The 22,277-nt window shown below is 71.0% G+C and carries 21 protein-coding genes; 6 read left to right on the top strand and 15 right to left on the bottom strand.

All coding sequences use genetic code 11. The features are described 5' to 3' along the window. Positions 1-8: 8 nt before the first annotated feature. From ABZ622_RS23915 to ABZ622_RS23905, 3 genes are all read right to left on the bottom strand, one after another. Positions 9-782 (bottom strand): glucose 1-dehydrogenase, encoded by a 774-nt coding sequence (locus tag ABZ622_RS23915; protein WP_266916984.1) that lies wholly within the window; start codon positions 780-782, stop codon positions 9-11. A 59-nt stretch (positions 783-841) separates the two neighbouring features. Next, the gene (locus ABZ622_RS23910; protein ID WP_360546305.1) at positions 842-1,471 is read right to left on the bottom strand and encodes a helix-turn-helix domain-containing protein; all 630 of its coding nucleotides are present in this window, start codon (positions 1,469-1,471) and stop codon (positions 842-844) included. 68 nt (positions 1,472-1,539) lie between these two features. Further along, positions 1,540-2,433 (bottom strand): DMT family transporter, encoded by an 894-nt coding sequence (locus tag ABZ622_RS23905; protein WP_360546303.1) that lies wholly within the window; start codon positions 2,431-2,433, stop codon positions 1,540-1,542. A gap of 210 nt (positions 2,434-2,643) precedes the next feature. Here ABZ622_RS23905 and ABZ622_RS23900 point away from each other — a divergent pair, with 210 nt between their 5' ends. Together ABZ622_RS23900 and ABZ622_RS23895 are read left to right on the top strand one after the other, a co-directional pair. Next, complete coding sequence (locus ABZ622_RS23900) at positions 2,644-4,299, top strand: FAD-binding dehydrogenase (protein WP_360546301.1); 1,656 nt, start codon at positions 2,644-2,646, stop codon at positions 4,297-4,299. Between the two features lie 95 nt (positions 4,300-4,394). Continuing rightward, entirely contained in the window at positions 4,395-5,348 is a 954-nt protein-coding gene (locus tag ABZ622_RS23895; protein WP_360546299.1) for a LysR substrate-binding domain-containing protein, read from the top strand. Between the two features lie 126 nt (positions 5,349-5,474). Here the strand turns inward: ABZ622_RS23895 and ABZ622_RS23890 are convergent, their stop codons facing one another. From ABZ622_RS23890 to ABZ622_RS23855, 8 genes are read right to left on the bottom strand one after another with little or no spacing between them, the layout of a single operon-like run. Continuing rightward, the gene (locus ABZ622_RS23890; protein WP_360546297.1) at positions 5,475-6,476 is read right to left on the bottom strand and encodes an amidohydrolase family protein; all 1,002 of its coding nucleotides are present in this window, start codon (positions 6,474-6,476) and stop codon (positions 5,475-5,477) included. Between the two features lie 2 nt (positions 6,477-6,478). Continuing rightward, positions 6,479-7,000: a 3-hydroxyanthranilate 3,4-dioxygenase gene (locus ABZ622_RS23885; protein ID WP_360546295.1), complete on the bottom strand. Its 522-nt coding sequence runs from the start codon at positions 6,998-7,000 to the stop codon at positions 6,479-6,481. Then, positions 6,997-7,452 carry a RidA family protein gene (locus tag ABZ622_RS23880; protein WP_124718658.1) on the bottom strand — a complete coding sequence of 152 codons (456 nt, stop codon included), beginning with the start codon at positions 7,450-7,452 and terminating at the stop codon, positions 6,997-6,999. Before ABZ622_RS23880 ends, ABZ622_RS23885 begins: the two co-directional genes overlap by 4 nt. Then, positions 7,452-8,216, bottom strand: a complete 765-nt coding sequence (locus ABZ622_RS23875; RefSeq protein ID WP_360546293.1) for a 4-oxalocrotonate decarboxylase — start codon at positions 8,214-8,216, stop codon at positions 7,452-7,454. The genes ABZ622_RS23880 and ABZ622_RS23875 overlap by 1 nt, the downstream gene beginning before the upstream one ends. After that, complete coding sequence (gene dmpG, locus ABZ622_RS23870) at positions 8,213-9,244, bottom strand: 4-hydroxy-2-oxovalerate aldolase (RefSeq protein WP_360546291.1); 1,032 nt, start codon at positions 9,242-9,244, stop codon at positions 8,213-8,215. The genes ABZ622_RS23875 and dmpG overlap by 4 nt, the downstream gene beginning before the upstream one ends. After that, positions 9,241-10,197: an acetaldehyde dehydrogenase (acetylating) gene (locus ABZ622_RS23865; protein WP_360546289.1), complete on the bottom strand. Its 957-nt coding sequence runs from the start codon at positions 10,195-10,197 to the stop codon at positions 9,241-9,243. Before ABZ622_RS23865 ends, dmpG begins: the two co-directional genes overlap by 4 nt. After that, a complete protein-coding gene (locus tag ABZ622_RS23860) occupies positions 10,194-11,009 on the bottom strand; it encodes a fumarylacetoacetate hydrolase family protein (protein WP_360546287.1) in 816 nt (271 codons plus the stop codon). Before ABZ622_RS23860 ends, ABZ622_RS23865 begins: the two co-directional genes overlap by 4 nt. After that, a complete protein-coding gene (locus tag ABZ622_RS23855) occupies positions 11,006-12,481 on the bottom strand; it encodes a 2-hydroxymuconic semialdehyde dehydrogenase (RefSeq protein ID WP_360546285.1) in 1,476 nt (491 codons plus the stop codon). Before ABZ622_RS23855 ends, ABZ622_RS23860 begins: the two co-directional genes overlap by 4 nt. Positions 12,482-12,784: 303 nt before the next feature. Here ABZ622_RS23855 and ABZ622_RS23850 point away from each other — a divergent pair, with 303 nt between their 5' ends. Then, complete coding sequence (locus tag ABZ622_RS23850; RefSeq protein WP_360546283.1) at positions 12,785-14,137, top strand: MFS transporter; 1,353 nt, start codon at positions 12,785-12,787, stop codon at positions 14,135-14,137. Beyond that, complete coding sequence (locus ABZ622_RS23845; protein WP_360546281.1) at positions 14,134-15,354, top strand: carboxylesterase family protein; 1,221 nt, start codon at positions 14,134-14,136, stop codon at positions 15,352-15,354. The genes ABZ622_RS23850 and ABZ622_RS23845 overlap by 4 nt, the downstream gene beginning before the upstream one ends. A 20-nt stretch (positions 15,355-15,374) precedes the next feature. Here the strand turns inward: ABZ622_RS23845 and ABZ622_RS23840 are convergent, their stop codons facing one another. The 3 genes from ABZ622_RS23840 to ABZ622_RS23830 all read right to left on the bottom strand — a co-directional run bounded on the left by ABZ622_RS23840 (position 15,375) and on the right by ABZ622_RS23830 (position 18,029). Further along, on the bottom strand, positions 15,375-15,824 hold the full coding sequence (locus ABZ622_RS23840) for an ASCH domain-containing protein (protein WP_360546279.1): 450 nt from the start codon (positions 15,822-15,824) through the stop codon (positions 15,375-15,377). 286 nt (positions 15,825-16,110) lie between these two features. Next, positions 16,111-17,508: a gluconate:H+ symporter gene (locus ABZ622_RS23835; RefSeq protein ID WP_360546277.1), complete on the bottom strand. Its 1,398-nt coding sequence runs from the start codon at positions 17,506-17,508 to the stop codon at positions 16,111-16,113. An 11-nt stretch (positions 17,509-17,519) separates the two neighbouring features. After that, the gene (locus tag ABZ622_RS23830) at positions 17,520-18,029 is read right to left on the bottom strand and encodes a gluconokinase (protein ID WP_360546275.1); all 510 of its coding nucleotides are present in this window, start codon (positions 18,027-18,029) and stop codon (positions 17,520-17,522) included. Positions 18,030-18,173: 144 nt separating this feature from the next. On the opposite strand from ABZ622_RS23830, the gene ABZ622_RS23825 reads away from it, so the two are divergent. Both ABZ622_RS23825 and ABZ622_RS23820 read left to right on the top strand, forming a co-directional pair. After that, positions 18,174-18,875, top strand: a complete 702-nt coding sequence (locus ABZ622_RS23825) for a FadR/GntR family transcriptional regulator (protein ID WP_266691797.1) — start codon at positions 18,174-18,176, stop codon at positions 18,873-18,875. Positions 18,876-18,994: 119 nt separating this feature from the next. Beyond that, on the top strand, positions 18,995-20,053 hold the full coding sequence (locus tag ABZ622_RS23820) for a HEAT repeat domain-containing protein (protein WP_360546272.1): 1,059 nt from the start codon (positions 18,995-18,997) through the stop codon (positions 20,051-20,053). Positions 20,054-20,182: 129 nt separating this feature from the next. On the opposite strand, the gene phsA is transcribed toward ABZ622_RS23820, so the two are convergent. Continuing rightward, positions 20,183-22,075 (bottom strand): O-aminophenol oxidase PhsA, encoded by a 1,893-nt coding sequence (gene phsA, locus ABZ622_RS23815; RefSeq protein WP_360546445.1) that lies wholly within the window; start codon positions 22,073-22,075, stop codon positions 20,183-20,185. Positions 22,076-22,277 lie beyond the last annotated feature (202 nt).

The following is a 22,277-nucleotide window of genomic DNA, read 5'->3' as shown; positions in this document are numbered from 1 at the left end:
GGGACGGGCTACTGGCCCATGACGTACTTGACCGTCGGGCCCGTGGTCCAGCCGCCGTCCACGGCGAGCTCGGCACCGGTGATGTACGAGGCGGCGTCCGAGAGCAGGAAGGCGACCGCCTCCGCGATCTCCGGGGCCTCGCCGACCCGGCCCATCGGGGTGTTCGGGTAGTTGCCCTCGCCCTGCTGGATGCCCACGGACGCGGTCATCGGCGTGTAGACCATGCCGGGGTGCACGGAGTTCACCCGGATCCTCGCCGTGCCCAGCTCCACCGCGCCGACCTTCGTCAGGCCGCGCACGCCCCACTTCGAGGCGCCGTAGCTGGAGGTCAGGGCGAGGCCCATCAGGCCGGCGGCCGAGGAGATGTTGACGATCGAGCCGCCGCCGTTCTCCTTCATCACCGGGATCACGGTCTTCATGCCTATGAAGACGGCCGTCAGGTTGATGTCGATGACCTTGCGGAAGTGCTCGACGGACTCGGTCTCCAGCGGCATACCGGTCGACACCCCGGCGTTGTTGACCAGGCCGTCGATCCGTCCGAACTCGGCGACGGCGAACTCCGCGACGCGCTGCCAGTCCTCCTCGGAGGTCACGTCGTGGTGCACGAAGCGGGCCTTCGCACCCAGCTCCGCGGCGGTCGCGGCGCCCTCCTCGTCGAGCACGTCGGTGATCACCACATTGGCCCCGCCCGCCACCGCGAGGCGGGCGGCCTCGGCACCCAGGCCCCGGGCGCCGCCGGTGATGACGACGGTCTTGTCGCTGAGCTTGCTCTTGTCGGTCATGTCGCTTCCTTCATGTGGTGCAGGTGGCATGTGGTGCCGGTGATGAGTGGTGCGGGTGGTCACGCGTGGCCCGGCACGGGAGCGTGCAGGAACGCGTGGGTGGTCTCGACGAGATCGGCGAGGAAGAGCTCGTCGCCGGTCAGCGGTTCGATGCCGTCGAGACGCTGGTGGGCGCGGTCGGCCATCGCCGCGCCGATCAGGGTGAGCGCCAGATCCAGCCGCTCCAGGCGGACGGGGCCGGGCAGCGCGCCCAGACGGTCCCCGACGCGGCCGATCAGCCGCCCGTAATTGGTGCCGTCCAGGGCGGGGTGCAGCCGGCCGGTCCGCAGCCCGGTCTCGTGGGTGAGCTGGGCCGAGATCCGCAGGCAGCGGCGGCCGCGGTCGTCGGCGAGCAGGCTCGCCTCGGCCGCCATCAGCGCGGTGAGCAGCTCCCGTACGCCGCAGTCCTCGCCCAGTGCGGCGAGCAGGGGCGTCAGCACCTGTTCGGTACGGGCCAGGCGGCCCGCCATCACCGCGTCGAGCAGTCCGGCCCGGGAGCCGAAGTGGTACTGGACCGCGGAAGGGTTGCTCTGCCCGGCCAGTCGGACGATGTCCCGCAGCTGGGCGCCGTCGGTGCCCTGCGCCGCGAAGACCTCCTCGGCCGCACGGATCAGCTTCTCCCTGGTCTCCTGTCCGGAGGTTCGCGCCATGCGACCACTCTAATGCTGGCCATTATTAAAAACCAGCGGGCGGGCGCCCCGGCGACCGGGAGGCCCGCTCAGTTCGGCTGGAGGCTCTTCTCGCGGCGCCCGCCCACCGGCCCCTCCGGCATCGCCGGATGCAGCCCGAGCAGCACGATCCCGGCGACGATCGCCGCCAGACCGGCCGCCTGCCAGGCCAGCGCGCCGGTGTCGGTACGCAGTTGGTCGCCGAGGAAACCGACCCCGCAGGCGATCCCGGCCAGCGGCTGGGCGGCCGTCAGCGGCGGCAGCGAGACCCGGAGCGGGCCCGTCTCGAAGGCGCTCTGCACCAGCAGCAGCCCGGTCACCCCCAGCACCAGCACCGCGTACGGCTGCCACGCCGTCACCAGCGCCGCCCACCCCTCGTCGGACAGCCGCTGGCCACTGACCCGGGTGAGCGCGTCCTGGAGCCCATACAGCAGCCCGGCCGCCACGGCGAGCAGCGCGGGGGCGGCCCCCGAGTCGGAGCGCTTGGCGAAGGCGGTGAGCAGCAGTGCGGTGCCCACGACGACACCGATCACCAGCCAGTGCCGCAGCGCGCTGGTCACCGCCTCGCCGCCCTGCGGCTGGCCCGCGAGCAGAAAGGCGGTGACCCCGCCGGCCAGCAGCCAGAGGCCGGCCCAGCCCTGATGGCCAAGCCGCTGACCGGTCCGATGGCGCGACAGGGCCATCGCGAAGAGCAGATTGGTCGCGAGGAGGGGTTCGACGACGGACACCTCGCCCTTGCCCAGGGCCAGGGCGCCCAGCACCATGCCGCAGACCATCAGCCCGATTCCGGCCAGCCAGCTCGGCACCCGCATCAGGTCGAGCAGCAGCCGGGGCGAGAGGTAGTCGCTCCGCGGGGCGTGCGAGGCGGCGGCCTGCTGCAGGACGAATCCGAATCCCAGGCAGCAGGCGGCACTCACGGCGAGCACGATGACCAGCACCGACACGCTTCTACCTCAAGTCAGGCCAGAAGTGGGTGATTTGTATCGACGATAGCGCCTGTGCCCCCGGGGTGCGGCCGGAGCGCCGCCGACCGGGCGGTTGACGCCGGAGCGGCCGGTGCCGAAGATCTGACGCACGAGTAACTTCCGGTGCCGGGGACGGTGCCGGAGCCCGACCGTGGCCGTGACCGGATCGCCCCGACAAGGATGGAACCCATGGCGTACGACGCTGATGTGATCGTGATCGGGGCAGGGCTCGCCGGCCTGGTGGCCACCGCCGAGCTGGTCGACGCGGGCCGCTCGGTGATCCTGCTCGACCAGGAGCCCGAACAGTCGATCGGCGGCCAGGCCCACTGGTCCTTCGGCGGCCTCTTCCTCGTCGACTCGCCCGAGCAGCGCCGGATGCGGGTCAAGGACAGCCATGAGCTGGCCCTGCAGGACTGGCTCGGCACGGCGGGCTTCGACCGCGAGGAGGACCACTGGCCGCGGAAGTGGGCCGAGGCGTACGTCGACTTCGCGGCCGGTGAGAAGCGCTCCTGGCTGCACGCCCAGGGCCTGCGGATCTTCCCCGTCGTCGGCTGGGCCGAGCGCGGCGGCTACGACGCGAACGGCCACGGCAACTCCGTACCCCGCTTCCACATCACCTGGGGCACCGGCCCCGGCGTCGTCGCCCCCTTCGAGCGCCGGGTCCGCGAGGGCGTCGCCAAGGGCCTCGTCCGGTTCCGGTTCCGCCACCGGGTCACCGGCCTCGGCCGCAGCGCGGGCGCCGTGGACACCGTGACCGGCGAGGTGCTGGAGCCGAGCGCGGCGGCCCGGGGCACCGCGAGCAGCCGGGTGGCGACCGGCACGTTCGAGCTGCGGGCCCAGGCGGTGATCGTCACCTCCGGCGGCATCGGCGGCAACCACGACCTCGTGCGCAAGCAGTGGCCCGCCCGGCTGGGCACCCCGCCGGCCAAGATGCTCTCCGGCGTGCCCGCCCATGTCGACGGGCTCATGCTCGGCATCGCCGAGGAGGCCGGCGCCCACCACATCAACCGCGACCGGATGTGGCACTACACCGAGGGCATCGAGAACTGGAACCCGATCTGGGCCAGGCACGGCATCCGGATCCTGCCCGGACCGTCCTCGCTCTGGCTGGACGCCACCGGCAAGCGCCTCCCGGTCCCGCTCTTCCCGGGCTTCGACACCCTGGGCACCCTCGAACACATCATGAGGTCCGGCCACGACCACACCTGGTTCGTCCTGGACCAGAAGATCATCGGCAAGGAGTTCGCGCTCTCCGGCTCCGAGCAGAACCCGGACCTCACCGGAAAGTCGATCCGCGACGTCATAGGCCGGGCCCGCGCCGACGTACCGGCCCCGGTGAAGGCGTTCATGGACAACGGGGCGGACTTCGTCGTCGAGAAGGACCTCGCCGCGCTCGTCCGGGGCATGAACGCCCTCACCGAGAAGCCGCTAATCGACGAGGCCGAACTGCGCCGCGAGATCACCGCACGCGACCGCGAGGTCGCCAACCCCTTCACCAAGGACCTCCAGATCACCGCGATCCGGGGGGCCCGCACCTACCTCGGCGACAAACTGATCCGCACCGCCGCGCCGCACCGCATCCTCGACCCCAAGGCCGGCCCGCTGATCGCCGTACGGCTGAACATCCTGACCCGCAAGTCGCTCGGCGGCCTGGAGACGGACCTGTCCTCCCGGGTGCTCACCGCGGACGGTACCCCGCTGGAGGGCGTGTACGCGGCGGGGGAGGCGGCCGGCTTCGGCGGCGGCGGGGTGCACGGCTACCGGTCGCTGGAAGGCACCTTCCTCGGCGGCTGCATCTTCTCCGGCCGCGCGGCCGGGCGGGCGGCGGCCCGGGCCGTCGGCTGAGGCGTCCCCCACGGCGCCCGTACCGGTCCGCAGCCCGTTCCGTACGGTCCGGGGCGGCCGGACCCGACCCCGGCGGGCGTGGATAGAGTCGTGGCGTGAAGATCCCGCGTCTCCTCGACGGCCGGCTGAAGCTCCGCCACCTGGTTCTCGTCGACGCGCTCTCCCGGCAGGGAAGCGTCGTCGGCGCCGCCGCGGAGCTGCACGTGACCCAGCCCGCCGCCACCCGCAGTCTGCACGAGCTGGAGGACATCCTCGGCGTCCCGCTCTACGATCGCGGGCCCCGGGGCGTCACCGCCACCGTGTTCGGAGAGGCATTCACCGAGCACGCCCGGTCCGTGCTCGCCCAGCTCGCGCAGGCGGGCCGCCATGTGGTGGAGCTGGCCGACGCCGACCGCGGCACGGTCATCGTCGGCACCCATCTGGCCGGTTCGAACGTGCTCCTGCCGCGGGCCATCGCCGACATCAAGAAGGCGCGCCCCTATCTGACAGTGATCGTCCGGGAGGCGTCGCCGGAGGCGCTGCTCCTGGAGCTGGAGGCCGGCCGGATCGACTTCGTCGTCGGCCGGCTCACGGTTCCCTCCGACGAGCGGACGGTGCGCCGCAAGCTCTACGACGAGTCGGTCGAACTCGTGGTCAGGGCCTCGCACCCGCTTGCCGGGCAGAGTGCGGTGGAGCTTGCGGACCTGCCGGACTATCCCTGGATCCTGCCGGGCGCGGAGACCGCGCTGCGACGGGAGATCGAGGAGTTCTTCGCCCGGCACGGCATGCCGCTGCCGATGAACCGGGTCGAGACGACCTCGTTCCTGACCGTGCGCCAGCTTCTGCTGGAGACCGATGTCGTCGCGGCGCTGCCCGGTCTGATCACCCGGGACGACACCCGTATCGTCCGGCTGGCGGTGCCGCTGGACCCGATCGGGCACAGCGTCGGGCTGACCCTGTCGGCCGCCCGGGCGCTGGGCCCGTCCGCGCAGGCGCTGATCCGGAGCCTGGAGGACATCGCCGCCGGCATGGCGTCGCAGAGCGCGGCCGGCGGTGACGGTCCGCTGTAGGCCGTGCCGGCGAACCGCCGTCGCCCGAAGGCGGGCCGGGCGGCAGTCCCGGAGGCGGGCCCACGGCAGACGACGAGGCACCAGCCCAGGAGCTGATGCCTCATCACCGCAAGGGCCGTTGCCGTACTAGGGACCGGTGAGTCCCAGGAAGCGCTCGGCGTTGCCGTGCGTGATCAGCTCCCGGCCGCGGTCGTCCAGGAAGGAGCTCTTGCGGACCACCTCGCCGACCGGCCGTTCCCCCAGCGGGTACGGATAGTCACTGCCCACCATCACCCGGTCCGCACCGACCGTGTCGACCAGCAGCCGCAGGGCACGGTCGTCGAACACCACCGAATCGACGTAGAAACGGCCCAGATAATGCGAGGGCGGGTACTCGGACGTGCCGATGACGTCGTGCCGGCCGTGCCAGGCGTTCTCCATCCGGCCGAGCCAGAACGCGAACGAGCCGCCGCCGTGCGCGAAACAGATCTTCAGCCGGTCGTCGATCCGGTCGAAGACCCCGCCCAGGATCAGGGCGAGGATCGACAGATGCGTCTCGGCGGGCATGGCCGTGAGCCACTGCGCCATCCACCGGTCCAGCCGCGGCGAACTCGCCATGTCCCAGGGGTGCACGAACACCGGCACATCGAGCGAGGCGCAGTGCTGGAGGAAAGTGACGACCCCTTCGCTGTCCAGGTCGCGATCCCCGACATGGTTGCCGATCTCCACGCCCCGGTGCCCGTTGGCGATGCTCCGTTCCAGCTCGCGGCAGGCCGCGTCGGGATCCTGCAACGGCACCTGGCAGAACGGGATCAGCCGGTCCGGCGCCGGAGCGGTGATCTCCAGCGCGAGATCGTTGAAGATCCGCGAGACCTTGGCGGCCTCGGCCCCGCTGCGCCCGTAGGTGAAGAACGCCGGGGTGGGGGAGACCACTTGACGGTGCACCCCGTCCGCGTCCATGTCCCGCAGCCGGGTCCCGGCGTCCCAGGCATCGGCCTGGATCCGCCGGAACTCTCTGGAGCCCATCATGATCATGGCGTCGGACTCGGACTCGATCCGCAGCCAGGGAGCCTCGGGACCGGCCTCGGCCGTCAGGTCCGGCCAGCCGCGCGGAACGTAATGCGTGTGTACGTCGATCGTGCGGTCCACGCTCAGCCCTTCCCGGGATGCAGAACACCGCACTCGGGGCACGTACGCGCCTTCTCGTCGCCGTAGAACCCGGCGAAGACCGGCGGCAGATCCGCGACGATGTCCCGCACCTGGAGCTCGACCTCATGGATCTTCGTGGCGCACTCGGGGCAGTACCACTGGAACCGCTCCAGGGTGCCCTCCTCCCGGACCCGCTCGATGACCAGCCCGATCGAACCGGCGTCCGGCCGCTGCGGGGAGTGCGGCACATTGCCGGGCAGCAGCCAGACCTCGCCCTGCCGGATGTGTACGGTCCGAGGTCCTTCCTCGGTCATGAGGTTGACATGCATATCGCCCTTGACCTGGTAGAACCACTCCTCGTACGGGTCGAGGTGGAAATCGGTCCGCTGGTTGGGCCCGCCGACGACCTGGACGATGAAGTCCTGGCCCAGGGACATGGTGCGGTTGTTCACCGGCGGCTTGAGCAGGTGCTCGTGCTCGGTGATCCAGCCCTGGAAATCGATGACCGGGGGAATGGCGGTCATGAGGACACCTCCGTGCTGTGCGCTCTGTGTGACTGGCGGGGCCGCGGCAGATGGGCGACCGCCTGGATCTCGATCAGCAGATGGGGATGCGGCAACTGGTGCACCGCGACGGTCGTCCGGGTCGGTCCCCGCTCGTCGAAGAACTCGCCGTAGACCTCGTTGTATCCGCCGAAGTCGTTCATGGACACCAGATAGGTGGTGATCTGGGCGATGTCGGAGAGCTCCGCGCCCACCTCGGCCAGGATGTCCCGGATGTTCTCGATCACCGCCCGGGTCTGGGCCCGGATGTCCAGTTCCGTGGTGCCGAACTCATCGGCCTCGACACCCACGAACGTGTTGTCCGGCCGGCGCGAACTGGTGCCGGAGACGAACACCAGGTCCCCGACGACCTTCACATGGGGGAACCGCCCGCGCGGAGTGGCCTTGCCCTCGATCACCCGTGAGCCGCTCATCAGAACCCCTTCACCGTGACGGACCCGATGCCCGCCACATCGCACTCGGTGACCCCCGCCACCAGCGGCACGGCCGCCGTGGCAGCGCCCGCGAGCACCACCTGACCGGCCTCCAGCGAAATGTTGCGGCGACGGCACATGTCCAGCAGGGCGTGCAGCGCGTGCACCGGGTCGCCGAGGATGGCGGCGGTCGATCCCACCGTCTCCGTCGCCGCGGTACGCAGCCGCACCGCGCGGTTGGCGACGTCCGCCAGGGGCCGCCACGGCCCGTTCGCATAGCCGGCCGCGGAGGTGTTGTCCGCGACGACATCGGTGTACGTGAACCGGAAGTCCCGGTATCGCGAGTCGATGATCTCGACGGCCGGGGCCACGGCGTCCACGCACGACTCGATGTCCGTCGTCGGATCCTCCGGATCCACGTCCCGGCAGAGCCGGTAGGCGACCTCGGGCTCGACCTTCGGGTGGATGAAGCGCGACAGATCGACCTCGTCGCCGTCCGCGATCCGCATGGCGTCCGTGAGCCGGCCCACGATCACGTCGGAGACACCCATCTGAGCCATCTTGGCCTTGCTGGTGAACCCCAGCTTCACCCCCACGACCCGCTCGCCGCGGCCCACCCGCAGCTCCAGCAGCGCCGCCTGCACCGCGTACGCGTCATCGATGTCGAACTCATGGCTGTCGGCGAGGCTCGGGGTGTCCCTGCGGGACGTCTGTGCCGTGTCCAGCCGCTGCGCCAGTATGCCGGTCAGCTCTGCCGAGATCATTTGCCGCTCCCTTCCGTGCCGGCCGCGCGCCGCGCGGCCAGGTCCAGTGCGATGTCCACGATCAGGTCCTCCTGACCGCCCACCATCTGCCGCCGGCCGACCTCCAGGAGGATCTCCCGGGTGTCGACCCCGTAACGCCGCCCCGCACGTTCGGCGTGCAGCAGGAAGCTGGAGTAGACACCGGCGTAGCCGAGCGTCAGGGTCTCCCGGTCCACCTGGACCGGCCGGTCGCGCAGTGGGCGGAGGATGTCGTCGGCGGCGTCCTGGAGCGCGAACAGATCGCAGCCGTGCTCCCAGCCCAGCAGGTCCGCGACGGCGACGAACGGCTCCGCCGGGCAGTTCCCGGCCCCGGCTCCCTGACCGGCCAGTGCCACGTCGACCCGGTACGCGCCGTGCTCCACGGCGGTCACGCTGTTGGCGACCGACAGTGAGAGGTTCTCGTGGGCGTGGATGCCGATCTCGGTCGCCTCGTCGAGCACCTCGCGGTACGCGTCGACCCGGGCGGCGACCTCACGCATCGTCAGACGGCCGCCGGAGTCGGTGACATAGACGCAGTGCGCCCCGTACGACTCCATCAGCGCGGCCTGACGGGCCAGGCCCTCGGGGGAGTTGAGATGGCTCATCATCAGGAACCCGGACACATCCATCCCGTTCTCCCGGGCCCAGGAGATGTGCTGCGCGCTCACGTCGGCCTCGGTGCAGTGCGTCGCGACGCGCACGCTGCGCACCCCGAGCGCGTGGGCCCGGCGCAGATGGTCGATGGTGCCGATGCCGGGCAGCAGCAGGGTGGTCAGCTTCGCGTGTTCCACGACGTCCGCCGCGGCTTCGATCCACTCCTCGTCGCTGTGCGCGCCGAACCCGTAGTTCGCGCTCGAACCGCCGAGACCGTCGCCGTGCGCGACCTCGATGGCCGCGACCCCGGACCGGTCGAGCGCGGCGACGATCCGGCGCACCTGGTCGACGGTGTACATGTGCCCCATGGCGTGCATGCCGTCGCGCAGGGTCACGTCCTGGACGTACAGCTTCATGAGGTCACCCATCCTCGGAGCGCGGCGATCTTCTCCGCGGTGCGGACCGCGGCGGAGGTCATGATGTCGAGATTGCCCGCGTAGTCGGGCAGGTAGTGGCCGGCGCCGAGCACCTCCAGGAACACCGAGACCCGGACCCCGGTGACCCGTCGGCCCAGGGCCGGGACGACGGTGTCCTCGACCGGGTCGAACTGGACGTCCTGCTTGAGCCGGTAGCCCGGCACGTACTCCCGTACCGACCGCGCCATCTGCTCGACGGAGGCCACGATCCGGTCCCGGCCGGCGTCCGAGAGCCCGCCCTCGACGAGGCAGAACACGGTGTCGCGCATGGCGAGCGGGGGCTCGGCCGGGTTGAGCACGATGATGGCCTTGCCGACCTCGGCGCCGCCGACCAGGCGGATCGCCTCACCGGTGGTCTCGGTGAACTCGTCGATATTGGCCCGGGTTCCGGGACCGGCCGACTTCGAGGCGATGGAGGCGACGATCTCCGCGTAGGCGACCGGTGCGATCCGGGAGATCGCGGCGACGACCGGAATGGTCGCCTGACCGCCGCAGGTGACCATGTTGACGTCCCCGGCGCCGAGATGCTCGTCCAGATTGACCGACGGCACCACGAACGGTCCGAGAGCCGCCGGAGTGAGGTCGATCATCAGCTTCCCGTGCTCCGCGGCGATCCGGGCGTTGCGTACGTGGGCCTTGGCCGAGGTGGCGTCGAAGATGACCTTGATGTCGGCGAACCCGGGCAGCTCCACCAGCCCGTCGACACCGCGGTGCGTGGTGGCCACCTTGAGCCGGGCGGCGCGGGCCAGGCCGTCGGAGTCCGGGTCGATGCCCACCATCGCGCCCATGCGCAGCGTCTTCGAGAGGCGCAGCACCTTGATCATGAGGTCGGTTCCGATGTTGCCGGACCCGATGACGGCCACCGGGACGGTGCCGGATGCGGTGGAACTCACTTGGTCTCCTCCTCGATGACTGCCTCGACCTCGCCGAGCCCGTCCAGGGCCAGCCGGTACCGGCCGGGGCCGCCGATCGGCACCATCGGGCCCAGCGCCCCGGACATGACGACGTCCCCGGCGCGCAACGGCTGTTCCCGGGCGGCCAGTTCGCGCGCCAGCCAGGCCACGGCGACGACCGGGGAGCCGAGGCAGGCGTGTCCCGCGCCGAAGGAGACCGGTTCGCCGTCCCGCTGGAGCACCATGCCGACCCGGGACAGGTCGAGCCCGCTCAGCGGATACGGAGTGGTGCCGAGCACGAACGCGCCGCTGGAGGCGTTGTCGGCGACCGTGTCGGTGATGGCCAGATCCCAGCCGGTGATCCGGGAATCGACGATCTCGATGGCGGGCAGCACGAACTCGGTGGCCCGCAGTACGTCGGCGACGCCGGCCCCGGGCCGGTCGATGTCCTGGCCGAGCACGAAAGCGATCTCGCCCTCCGCACGCGGCTGGAGGAAGCGGTTCAGCGGCAGCGGTTCGTTGTGGGCGTACATCATGTCGTCGAAGAGCACCCCGAAGTCGGGGCGGAACACGCCGAACTGCTGCTGCACGGCGGGCGCGGTGAGGCCGATCTTGGCGCCCACCACCCGGGCTCCGGCGGCGCTCCGGCCGGCCGCGATCCGGCGTTGCACCTCATAGGCGGCGTCGATGTCCTCGCGGCCCAGGAACTCCCGGACGGGAGCGCACGGGGTCCGCGAGCCGGCGGCGGCGGTGAGGCGTGCCGCGGCCGCCTCGATCCGAGCGGGCAGGCCGGGGGTGTCGTGATCGGTCACAGCTGTACGCACACATTCGTCGGCTCGGTGTAGAAGTGCAGGGAGGATTCGCCGCCCTCGCGGCCGATGCCGGAGAGCCCGACACCGCCGAAGGGGGAGCGCAGATCGCGCAGGAACCAGGTGTTGACCCAGGCCATGCCGACGTTCATGGACTGCGCCACCCGGTGGCCGCGGCGCAGGTCGTTGGTCCACACGGAAGCCGCGAGGCCGTACTCGGTGTCATTGGCCAGGGCGATGGCCTCCGCCTCGGTGTCGAAGGGGATCAGGGCGGCCACCGGGCCGAAGATCTCCTCGCGCACGGGCCGGTCGGCGTTGGTCAGACCCGTCCACAGCGTCGGCTCGATCCACGAGCCGCCCGCGAGTCCGGGACCGAGCTGCGGCACGCCGCCGCCGGTGAGCACCTTCGCCCCGGCCTGTTCGGCCAGTTCGAAGTAGCTCAGCACCTTGTTCCGGTGGGTCTGGGAGATCAGCGGCCCGGTGGTGGTCCGCTCGTCCAGCGGGTCGCCCAGCCGCAGGCTCCGGGCCCGCTCGGCGAGCCCGTCGGCGATATCGGCGAAGACCGAGCGCTGTACGTAGACCCGCTCGGTGCACAGGCAGACCTGGCCGGTGTTGGTGAAGACCGACCTGGTCAGCCCGGCCAGCGCCTCGTCGATGTCGACATCGTCGAAGACGACGGCGGCGTTCTTGCCGCCGAGCTCGAAGGACACCGGACGGACGCGGGGCGCGACGGTCTTCATGACGTGCGAGCCGGTGGCCGACGAGCCGGTGAAGGTCACCCCGTCGATCCCCGGGTGCGAGGTCACGTACTCACCGGCGGAGTCGCCGCCGAAGCCGTGGACGACGTTGTACACCCCGGCGGGCAGCCCGACCTCGGCGAGCACGTCGGCCAGCAGCGTGGCGGTGGCCGGGGTCTCCTCGCTGGGCTTGACGACCAGGGCGTTGCCGCAGGCCAGGGCGGGGGCGACCTTCCAGGTCAGCAGCAGGAGGGGCAGATTCCACGGGACGACGACCGCGACGACGCCGAGCGGCTTGCGCACCGCGTAGTTGAGCGCCTGCCGGCCGCCCGCGAGGTCGGTGAGGAAGGACTCCTGGCCGGCGGCGGCCACCACGTCGGCGAAGGTGCGGAAGTTCGTCAGCGCGCGTGCGACATCGAGCTCCCGGGCCTGGGTGACCGGCTTGCCGGTGTCGGCGACCTCCGCCGCGACGAACTCCTCGAAGCGCTCCTCGATCCGGTCCGCGGCCCGGCGCAGCAGCGCGGCCCGCTCCCGTACCGGCGTAGTCGCCCACCCGTTGTGCAGGGCGCGCCTGGCCGCGTTCACCGCGCGGTCCACCAGCTCCCTGTCCGCTTCGTGCACCCGGGCGAACACCCGGCCGGTCGCCGGATCGGTCTTGTCGAAGCTGCGGTTCTCGTCGGGCTCCACGAACTGCCCGGCCACGAAGTTGCGGATCCACCGCCCAGTCTCTGCCGTCATGCGTCCCACTGTGATTCGCATGGCCATGCCGGACAAATGCGATTCTCGTGTCGAGCCATACCCGAAATGGCATACCGGGTTGCCGGTGACGGATGCGCGCGCGGGATCGCCGGACGGTCGTCCGTATGTTCGCGGGGGCGTTCCGTTATACCCGAACAGATATGGCAGGTTCCGGATTCGGTATTTGTGTGTCATTTCCCGGACCATCAGGATCCACGGTTAACGACGGGTGAAGCCCGGCCGTCGTAGCGGCTGTCCGGGGCGAACCGCCCACAGCCCGCCATCCAAGTGATAGGTCACCCCGTGAACACTTCACCTCACGAAGAACACTCGGGCGGCGCCCGAGCCACTGCTGGCAGAACCGCCCTCGCCACGCTCGCGGGCACCACGCTGGAGTGGTACGACTTCTTCCTCTACGGAACAGCCGCGGCCCTCATCTTCAACGAGCAGTTCTTCCCCTCGCTCAGCCCCGCCGCCGGCACGCTGGCCGCCTTCAGCACCTTCGCCGTCGGCTTCATCGCCCGCCCCCTCGGCGGCCTGGTCTTCGGCCACTACGGAGACCGCATCGGCCGCAAGGCGACGCTGGTGGTCTCGCTCGTCCTGATGGGCATCGGCTCCACCCTCATCGGCGCCATCCCGAGCTACGACACCATCGGCTTCTGGGCACCCGTCCTCCTGGTCATGCTGCGTATCGTCCAGGGCATCGGGCTCGGCGGCGAAGGGGCCGGGGCGACCCTCATGTCGATGGAACACGCGCCACCGGGCAAGAAGAACCTCTACGCGGGCTTCCCGCAGATGGGCACACCGGGCGGCCTGGTCCTGGCCAATGTGATCTTCCTGGTCACCAACGCGGTCATGGGCGACCACGCGTTCACCTCGTGGGGCTGGCGCATCCCGTTCCTGCTCAGTTTCGTCCTGGTGGCCGTGGGGCTGGTGATCCGGCTGCGGGTGACCGAGTCGCCGTCCTTCGACCGCGTCCGGGCCCAGGACCAGGTGGTCAGGTTCCCGCTGGCCGAATCGATGAAGGTCGGCTTCCCCCGGCTCGCGCTGACCCTGCTCGCCGTCGTGGCCAACTCGGCCGTCGCCTACGTGTTCATGGTCTTCACGCTCTCCTACGGCTCCCAGCACCTCGACTACGACAAGCAGTTCCTCATCGTGAGCGTCACGGTCGCGGCGGCCCTGTGGTTCGTGACCATTCCGGTGTGGACGAAGATCGCCGACCGGCACGGCCGCCGGACCATGTTCATCGCCGGATCCGCCGCCATCCTCGTCTGGTGCGTCGCCTTCTTCCCGCTCATCAACACCGGCAACTCCGCCCTCGCCGTGGTGGCGCTGCTCGGCATGGGCCTCATCATCCCGGTCACCCACTGCGTGCAGGGCAGCATCATCGTCGACACCTTCCCCGTCAACGTCAGGTACTCCGGCTCCTCGGTGATCCTGCAGGGCGGCGCCATCCTGGGCGGCGGACTCGCCCCCATGATCTCCACGGCACTGCTCAACTCGGGCGGTTCGTCGACCGGGGTGACGTGGTATCTCGTCGGGATCTGCGCGGTCAGTCTGGCCGGCGCGGTCGCCCTGTTCCGGCTGGTACCCGAAGGGGCGCCGGAGCCGGCGCGGGCCGCCCCGGCCCAGGCGCTCTCCGGGCGCGGCGCATGACCGGCGCCGCCGTGGTCCGGTCCGGCCCGGTCCGCTACGCCGTGGCCGAGCGCTTCGCGCGGCCCCGCCCGGTGGGTGACGACGACCGCCCGCCCACCGGCGAGATCTGCCCGCAACTGCCGTCCAGGCTCGACGCGGTGATGGGACCGCCGCTCGACCGGCACCCGCAGGGCGAGGACTGTCTGAACCTGACCGTCACCACACCCGCCCGGGACAGCGCGGCCCGGCCGGTGATGGTCTGGTTCCACGGCGGCGGGTTCAGCAGCGGCGCGGGCCTCATGGACTGGTACGACGGCGGGGCACTCGCCACCGAGGGCGATGTCGTCGTGGTGGCCGTCAACTACCGTGTCGGCGCACTCGGATACCTCTGCCTCGACGGGGTGTCCGAGGGCAATCTCGGCCTGTACGACCAGCTCGAAGCGCTCCGCTGGGTGCGGACGCACATCGCCGCGTACGGCGGCGACCCCGCCGATGTCACGGTCTTCGGGCAGTCCGCCGGGGCGCTCTCCATCCGGCTGCTGATGGAGCTGCCCGAGGCCCGGGGGCTGTTCCGCCGCGCGATCCTGCAGAGCGCGCCGCTGGCGATCGCCACCCGGCCGCGGGCCGATGCCGAAGCCCTCGGCCGGATCTTCAGCGAGCGGCTCGCGGTACACGCCCCCGGCGCCGACCCGCGTACCGCCGCCAGGGCAGCCGTACTCGCGGCGCAACGGGACACCGGGCTCGCCCACCGGGAACGTTCCGGCTCCACCCTGGAGCCGCCGTTCGGCCCCGTCGGCAAGGCCGTCGCCGCCCCCGGACCGCACGTCGGCGGCCTGGACATCATGTACGGCTGGAACGCGGACGACATGTCGGCCTTCCCCGGAGAGAGGAGCGGGAACGGTGACCCGGCGGAGCCGACCCGGCGGATGTACACCGAACCGCTGACCGCCCTCGGGCAACAGCTCGTCCGGGCCGGAGCCCGGGTGCACGCCTACCGGCTGGACTGGCGCCCGGCCGGATCGGAGTACGGCGCCACCCACTGCGTGGAACTGCCGCTGCTTCTCGGCTCCCGGTCCGCCTGGCGGTCCTCCCCGATGCTGGGCGACACCACCTGGGAGGAGGTGAACGAGCTGGGCAGGGCCGTCCGCGCCACCTGGACCGCCTTTGCCCGCACCGGCCGCCCCGGTACCGTCGCGCCCCCGCTGACCTGCCGCGAGATCCTCGCCCGACGGCCGTAGCGCCCTGCCGCCCGCCCGGTCTACCGGCTGTCCGTGCCCGTGGCGGGGTCCAGCAGCTCGACGACCCGGAACCGTTCGGCGACCACCATGGTGTCGTCGTCGACGGTGAACCCCGGGTCGCCGAGCGCCTCCCGCATCTCCTCGCTCTGCCAGAACTTCTCGTGTCCCGCCCGCCACTCGGCCACCGAGGTGTCGCCCTCGCCCTCGTCGAGTGCGTGCTGGAGGTCGACATCGCCCAGGCGCAGCACCCGTACCTCCGTCACCTCCAGTACCGCGGTCTCCCGGCCGTCCGAGTCGATCAGCGCGGAGCGCTCACCCACCGGAGGCAACTCCTCCCTCTCGGCCTCGTACTCCGCGAGCAGCCCGGTCGTCGACACCTTCGTACCGGCGAGCACTGCCCGCACCAGCTGATCGCGCAGCGGTCCGGGAAAGGCGAGCAGGAAGGGCTTGAGGGGTTCACGGTTCGACATGGTGCCAAGTCTGACATGTCCCCGGGGCGCGGTGCCGGGGCCGGAACCGGGCAGCGGGCGGCAACTGCACGCCGGACGGGCCGAGTTGTGAACCGGTACCGGCCGGCAGTGGCTGCGGGCCGCGCGCCGCCGCGGCCACCGCCCCGGCTCCCGGCCGGCCGGGCACATGGCAAGGGCGCCCGCCGGCCCGGAGGCACGCCGTGGCATGCGTACCGGGTCGGTCGAGCGCCCTTGGGCACGGTCGCAGCATGCGCTGTGGGGGGAGGACCGTGCGGGCAGCCGCGCGCTAGACAATCAGCGACAGCAGCAGGATGAAGGCCAGCGAGACCACGGAGATGATGGTCTCCATCACCGACCAGGTCTTCACCGTCTGGCCGACGTTCATGCCGAAGTACTCCTTCACCAGCCAGAACCCGGCGTCATTGACATGGCTGAAGAAGAGCGAGCCCGCGCCGACGGCGAGGACCAGCAGAGCGGCGTGGGACGTCGACATGTCGACGGCCAGCGGGGCGACCAGACCGGCCGCCGAGATGGTGGCCACGGTCGCCGAACCGGTCGCCAGCCGGATCGCGACGGCGATCAGCCAGCCCAGCAGCAGCGCGGGTATCGACCAGTCCTTGGAGAAGTCCAGGATCATCTGGCCCACACCGGCGTCGATCAGGGTCTGCTTGAAACCGCCGCCCGCGCCCACGATCAGCAGCACACCGGCGATCGGGGCCAGGGACTTCTCGACGGTGGTGGAGAGCCGGCCCTTGGAGAACCCGGCCGCCCGGCCCAGCGTGAACATCCCGACCAGGACGGCCGCGAGGAGCGCGATCAGCGGCGAGCCGACCACATCGGTGACCCTCTGCAGGCCCTGCTCCGGGTCGTCCACCACGATGTCGACCAGCGCCTTGATCAGCATCAGCACGACCGGCAGCAGGATCGTCGCCAGGGTGGCGCCGAAGCTGGGACGACGGTCCAGGTGCTCCGAGGGACGCTGCGGAATCATCTTCTCCGGCGCCTTGATGTCCACCCAGCGCGCCGCGTAGCGGGAGAAGACCGGTCCGGCGATGATCACGGTCGGGATCGCGACCAGCACACCCAGCGCCAGCGTGACCCCGAGGTTGGCGCCGAGGGCGTCGATCGCCACCAGCGGGCCGGGGTGCGGCGGGATCAGACCGTGCATCACGGAGAGACCGGCCAGCGCCGGGATACCGATCCGCATCAGGGAGAAGTTGCCGCGCTTGGCGACGAGCAGCACCACCGGGATCAGCAGCACGATGCCGACCTCGAAGAAGAGCGGCAGCCCGATGATCGAGGCGATCAGCACCATCGCCCACGGCATGGAGCGCCGGCTCGCCTTCGCGAGGATGGTGTCGACGATCTGGTCCGCGCCGCCGGAGTCGGCCAGCAGCTTGCCCAGGATCGCACCGAGCGCGATCAGCACACCGACACCCGCGACGGTCGAGCCGAGACCCGCGGTGAAGCTGGCGATCGTCCTGGCCGGAGCGGCACCGGCGAACGAGCCGAGCGCCAGCGAGCCGATGGTCAGCGCGAGGAACGCGTGCATCTTGAACTTGGTGATGAGCAGAACGATGACGGCGATGCCCGCCAGAACGGCGACACCCAACTGCGCGTTGCCTGCCGAAGTGATCGGTTCGACGGCGTCCGCTGCCAACATCTCGACGCTGAGACTGGTCACGGTGGTGATCCTTAGTTATCGAGCCGGCGCAACGCGGCGACGGCCCGCTCGGTGATTTCTTCGGGGGTGCCGGACACGTCGACCGAGACGCCGGCCTCGTCCTCCTGCAACGGCTGCAGGGTGGCGAACTGCGAGTCGAGCAGCGCGGTGGGCATGAAGTGCCCCTTGCGCTCTGCCATGCGCGCCTCGATCAGCGCCCGGTCGCCGGTCAGATGGAGGAAGACCGCGCCGGGCGCCTCGGCGCGCAGCCGGTCCCGGTAGACCCGCTTGAGCGCCGAGCTGCTCACCACTCCGCCGAGCCCGGCCCGGCCGTGCGCCCACTGGCCGATCGCGTCGAGCCAGGGCCACCGGTCGGAGTCGTCCAGCGGAACGCCGGCCGACATCTTGGCGATGTTCGCCGCGGGATGGAAGTCGTCGCCCTCTGCGTACGGAACGCCGAGTCCGGCGGCGAGCAGGGGGCCGATCGTGGTCTTGCCGGTCCCTGCTACGCCCATCACCACGACGACGTGGGGGGTGCTCATTGGTGGTGCCTCGCAGTCTTCTTCGACGTCTTCCTCGACATCGGTCCGTCGCGCTACTGAAACCTATACGTACGACTTATTCAAGATGCTGTGACGTAAACGTCGTACTTTTTGTTCCTGAAGGGTGCCCCGTAGGCTGTGCTCATGACCACACAGGGCCCCGGGCTGCATACACATGTGCTGGACACCCTGGGTCTGGAGATCGCCGCCGGGGCACACCCGCCCGGACAGGTGCTGCGCACCGACGAGCTGGCCCGGCGCTTCGACGTCTCGCGCACCGTGGTCCGCGAGGTGATCCGCGTCCTGGAGTCCATGCACCTGGTCGAGTCCCGGCGCCGGGTCGGCGTGACGGTACGGCCGACCGAGGCGTGGAACGTCTACGATCCGCAGGTCATCCGCTGGCGGCTGGCCGGTGCCGACCGCCCGCGCCAGCTGCGCTCCCTGACCGTGCTGCGGTCGGCGATCGAACCGGTCGCGGCCGGCCTCGCCGCGCGCAACGCCACCCCCGAGCAGTGCGCGGCCCTCACCGAGTGCGCGCTCGGCATGGTCGCCACCTCGCGCGGCCAGCAGCTGGAGGGCTATCTGGAGCACGACATCGCGTTCCACCGGATCGTGCTCAACGCCTCCGGCAACGAGATGTTCGCGCGGCTCGGCGATGTCGTCGCCGAGGTTCTGGCGGGCCGCACCCACCACCAGGTGATGTTCGAGGACCCGGACCCGGCCGCGGTGACTCTCCACGTCCGGCTCGCCGAGGCGGTGCGCGAGGGCGACGCGGTGGCGGCGGAGCGGCTGACGAAGGAGATCGCGGTCGGCGCCCTGCACGAGCTGGACGTGCTCGCTCCCTAGCCGAGCAGATCCGAAGCCGGCCGCACTCTCCGGCGTCGTCGACGTGTACGCGGGCCGGAAGCGCGGTCGGGCCGGTCAATTCCCGCGCGCACCCGCGGTTCGCACACCAGAATGCCCGCATGGAAACGGACAGCGTGGCGGAACTGGTCACGCAGGCACTGACGGCATTGCGCGCCGCCACCGACCCGGACGACCCGGACGAGTACGTACCGCTGCTGTGGCGGGCGGCCGCCGACGCGGCGGCGCTGCCGCTCGGCCTGGAGCTGATCGGTTCGGCCGATCCGGTCGAGCGCGAGGGGGGCTGCGACCTGCTGCGCGACACCGGCATTCAGCACGAGGCAGTCCGTGCCGGTACGGCCACCGCGCTGGTCGCCCTCGCGCAGCGGGAGACCGAGGGGCGCGTGCTGCGGTCGCTGGCGCGCGCGATCGAGATGACGTGCGACCCGCGCGCCGTCCCCGTCCTCGTCACCCTCGCCGGGCACCCCGACGCCGAGGTCCGCGAGGAAGTGGCCCGCTCGTTCGCGGAGGTCGTCACCGGCCTGCCGGACGGACCGGACATCCACGCCCTCATCGGGCTGACCCAGGACCCGGACCCGCACGTCCGCGACTGGGCGACGTTCACCCTCGGCGTCCAGGCCAAGGTGGACAGCCCCGCGATCCGGGCCGCGCTCTGGGAGCGGACGGCCGACGAGCACGCGGAGACCCGTACGGAAGCGATCCGCGCACTGGCCTGTCGGCACGACCCCCGCGTCATCCCGCTCCTGGCCGAACTGCTCGACAACCCCGAGGGCGTGCACGTCCTGACGTTCGGTGCGGAGCGGATCACGGATCTCCCCGAACCGCTGCCGGCCCTCCCGGAGTACGAGCCCGGCGACGACTGGGTCACCGACGCCGTGAACGCCTGCAACCCGGCGCGGCGGGCCCGCCTGGACGCCTGGGCCTGGGAGCTGGTCTCCACGCTCCACCGGCTCCGCCCCGACCTGGACGCCGCCGTCTCGATGGAACGCTTCGGCTGGGGCCGCCTCCTGGGCGTCGACGCCGCCTTCGGGTCGTCGGGCTACGACATCGAGGCACTGCTCGCACGCGCGGACGGCAGCTCCGCACGCGCTGCCGAACTGGTCGCGACCGACCTGCCGAGAACCCTGCCCGACCCCACTCCCGGCCCTCGGCCCCAGTGATCCGACGCGATCAGCGACCGGGAGGCCGGCGCGCCGGTCCACTCGTCCAAGGCCCCCGCTCCCCGGACGCCCGACGGCCCCCGCGGAGCGATTCCGCGGGGGCCGCCTCCGTGCGCACCGTCCGTACGGTCAGCCGCTGTGCCCGTGATGGCCGCCGTGCCCGGCCCCGTGGTCGAACTTCATCGCCTCGGGCGGCATCACGACGAACGGCCGCATCATGCCCATGTCCTCGTGCTCCAGCAGATGGCAGTGGTACATGAACCGCCCGTACGCCCCGTCGAACTTCCCGAGCACCTTCACCAACTGCCCGGCAGGCACCCGGAAGACGTCCTTCCAGCCCTGTTCGTTCGGTGCCGTCGCGATCGTGGTGCCATGGTCGAACGCCACCGGGGAACGGGTTCCGCCGACCGCCGGATCGAAACCGTCGAGCTTGTACGCCTCCCGGCCCATCACCTGGAAGTCCGCCAGGTGGATGTGCATCGGATGCGTCGGACCGCCCAGGTTGAGGAACGACCACTGCTCGTAGCTGCTCTCGCCCACCGTGAAGCCGAGACCGTCGTTGAACGTCCGCGAGATCCTTCGGTACGTGCGCACCGTGCCGTCCTCGCCCCGCACCTGGATCACCCCGTCCGAGGGCACCCGCACATCGGCGGCGTCCTCGACCTCGGCCATCTCCCAGATCTCCGGGTGACCGCCACCGCCGACCGTGCCGGGCACCGTCAGCACCACGAGCCGGTGCCCGTGCTCCACCTCACCGTGCTCGTACCGCCGGAAGGAACCCGACAGCACCTCGGGCAGCTCGAACCCGTCCCGCTCTCCCGTCTCCCGCACCCGGAACTCCATCACCTGCGGGAACGGCACGTTCGCGGCAGGATCCGGCACCCCCGGCGCGAGCCTGCCCCGGTTGACCAGCCGGACCCGGCGGCCGGCCAGCGCCGAGAAGTCGATCAGCAGGTCCATCCGCTCGGCCGGAGCGATCGTCAGCTGCGGCAGCACCTCGTCGAAGTCGACCGGCACCGGGCGCGGCAACAGCCCGCCGTCACTGCCGATCTGCCGGATCACACCCGGCACCGGGTTGTTCTCCTCGTCGACCAGCACCAGGTCGTAGATCCGCGCGTTGGACGCGTTGACCAGCCGGAAGCGGTACCACGCGTCGTCCACGTCCAGATGGGGCCAGATACGGCCGTTGACCGTCGTGTACGGGCCGAGGAACGGCAGCGACACCGGCTTCCCGGTCTCCGGGTCGGCCTCTACGAGCACCGTCGTCTTGTGCAGCAGCCGCCCGTTGAGCCGGCCGTCGTCGTCGGTGTCCAGGTTGCGGTCGGTGAGGATCAGCGGCAACTCCCGGTCGCCGGACGGCAGACCGAGCGCGTCCTCCTCGTCGTCCCTGATCAGATAGGTGCCGACGAGCCCGGCGTACACGTTCCACCGGGTGATGTTCATGGCGTGGTCGTGGTACCAGTACTGCGTGGCCTGGTGGTCGTTCGGGTACTCCGACAGCTGCGCGTCGCCGAAGCCGACCGCGTTGTCCGCCCAGCCGTCGTTGCCGCCGCCGGTCTGCGCGCCGTGCAGATGCGTCACCGTCCAGGCGGGCAGCGCGGCGACGTCCTCGTCCGGCTTCACCCCGTCGCGTCCGGGGCGGTTGTGCGGTGCCGGTTCGCCCTGCTTGACCGGGCCGACCTCCACCGCCGTGACCGGGTACTCGCTCCCCTTGGGGATGCGGTTGGTCCAGGCGATCCTGATCCGCTCCCCGCGCCGCACCTCGACGGTCGGTCCCGGCACCGTGCCGTTGTACCCCCACATCAGGGTCGGCGGCAGCTGCGCGTGCAGCCGCACCCAGGTGGGCGTCAGGGCGATCTCCGTCTCGCGCAGCACCTCACCGGTCTGCGGGCGGAGCACCGGCGGTACGGGCAACGCGTCGGTGTACGGCACGAGTCCGCCGACCGGCGCCCCGAGCGCGGCCGCCTCGGAACCCGGTTCCCGTCCCTCGCTCCGCCGGCCGGTCTGCCCCGTCTTCTCCATGATCTCGGCGATTTCGGTCAAGGTACTTCCCCCATGATCCGCAATTCCACTGCTGGTGGACCACACGACCCCTGCCCCCGCAGGTAATGATTCAGTGGCCCCTGTGTATCGAAGGACCGTCCGGAAGCCGCCGAAGTTCATCGATGGGGGCAATCTGACCGAAACCGGTACGGCCCACCGGGCGAACGGCAGTCGTTTCGCG

The organism is Streptomyces sp. NPDC007164 (genome assembly GCF_040634135.1).
Classification (GTDB): Bacteria; Actinomycetota; Actinomycetes; order Streptomycetales; family Streptomycetaceae; genus Streptomyces; species Streptomyces sanglieri.
Note: the sequence above shows the minus strand (reverse complement) of the source record. Positions and strands in the feature narration are given on the sequence as shown.

What these genes read in the sequence shown, in the direction of transcription:
- ABZ622_RS23915 (WP_266916984.1), bottom strand. Translation starts at nt 782, where the DNA reads ATGACCGACAAGAGCAAGCTCAGCGACAAGACCGTCGTCATCACCGGC.
- ABZ622_RS23910 (WP_360546305.1), bottom strand. Translation starts at nt 1,471, where the DNA reads ATGGCGCGAACCTCCGGACAGGAGACCAGGGAGAAGCTGATCCGTGCG.
- ABZ622_RS23900 (WP_360546301.1), top strand. Translation starts at nt 2,644, where the DNA reads ATGGCGTACGACGCTGATGTGATCGTGATCGGGGCAGGGCTCGCCGGC.
- ABZ622_RS23885 (WP_360546295.1), bottom strand. Translation starts at nt 7,000, where the DNA reads ATGACCGCCATTCCCCCGGTCATCGATTTCCAGGGCTGGATCACCGAG.
- ABZ622_RS23880 (WP_124718658.1), bottom strand. Translation starts at nt 7,452, where the DNA reads ATGAGCGGCTCACGGGTGATCGAGGGCAAGGCCACTCCGCGCGGGCGG.
- ABZ622_RS23875 (WP_360546293.1), bottom strand. Translation starts at nt 8,216, where the DNA reads ATGATCTCGGCAGAGCTGACCGGCATACTGGCGCAGCGGCTGGACACG.
- dmpG (WP_360546291.1), bottom strand. Translation starts at nt 9,244, where the DNA reads ATGAAGCTGTACGTCCAGGACGTGACCCTGCGCGACGGCATGCACGCC.
- ABZ622_RS23855 (WP_360546285.1), bottom strand. Translation starts at nt 12,481, where the DNA reads ATGACGGCAGAGACTGGGCGGTGGATCCGCAACTTCGTGGCCGGGCAG.
- ABZ622_RS23845 (WP_360546281.1), top strand. Translation starts at nt 14,134, where the DNA reads ATGACCGGCGCCGCCGTGGTCCGGTCCGGCCCGGTCCGCTACGCCGTG.
- ABZ622_RS23840 (WP_360546279.1), bottom strand. Translation starts at nt 15,824, where the DNA reads ATGTCGAACCGTGAACCCCTCAAGCCCTTCCTGCTCGCCTTTCCCGGA.
- ABZ622_RS23830 (WP_360546275.1), bottom strand. Translation starts at nt 18,029, where the DNA reads ATGAGCACCCCCCACGTCGTCGTGGTGATGGGCGTAGCAGGGACCGGC.
- ABZ622_RS23825 (WP_266691797.1), top strand. Translation starts at nt 18,174, where the DNA reads ATGACCACACAGGGCCCCGGGCTGCATACACATGTGCTGGACACCCTG.
- ABZ622_RS23820 (WP_360546272.1), top strand. Translation starts at nt 18,995, where the DNA reads ATGGAAACGGACAGCGTGGCGGAACTGGTCACGCAGGCACTGACGGCA.
- phsA (WP_360546445.1), bottom strand. Translation starts at nt 22,075, where the DNA reads ATGGAGAAGACGGGGCAGACCGGCCGGCGGAGCGAGGGACGGGAACCG.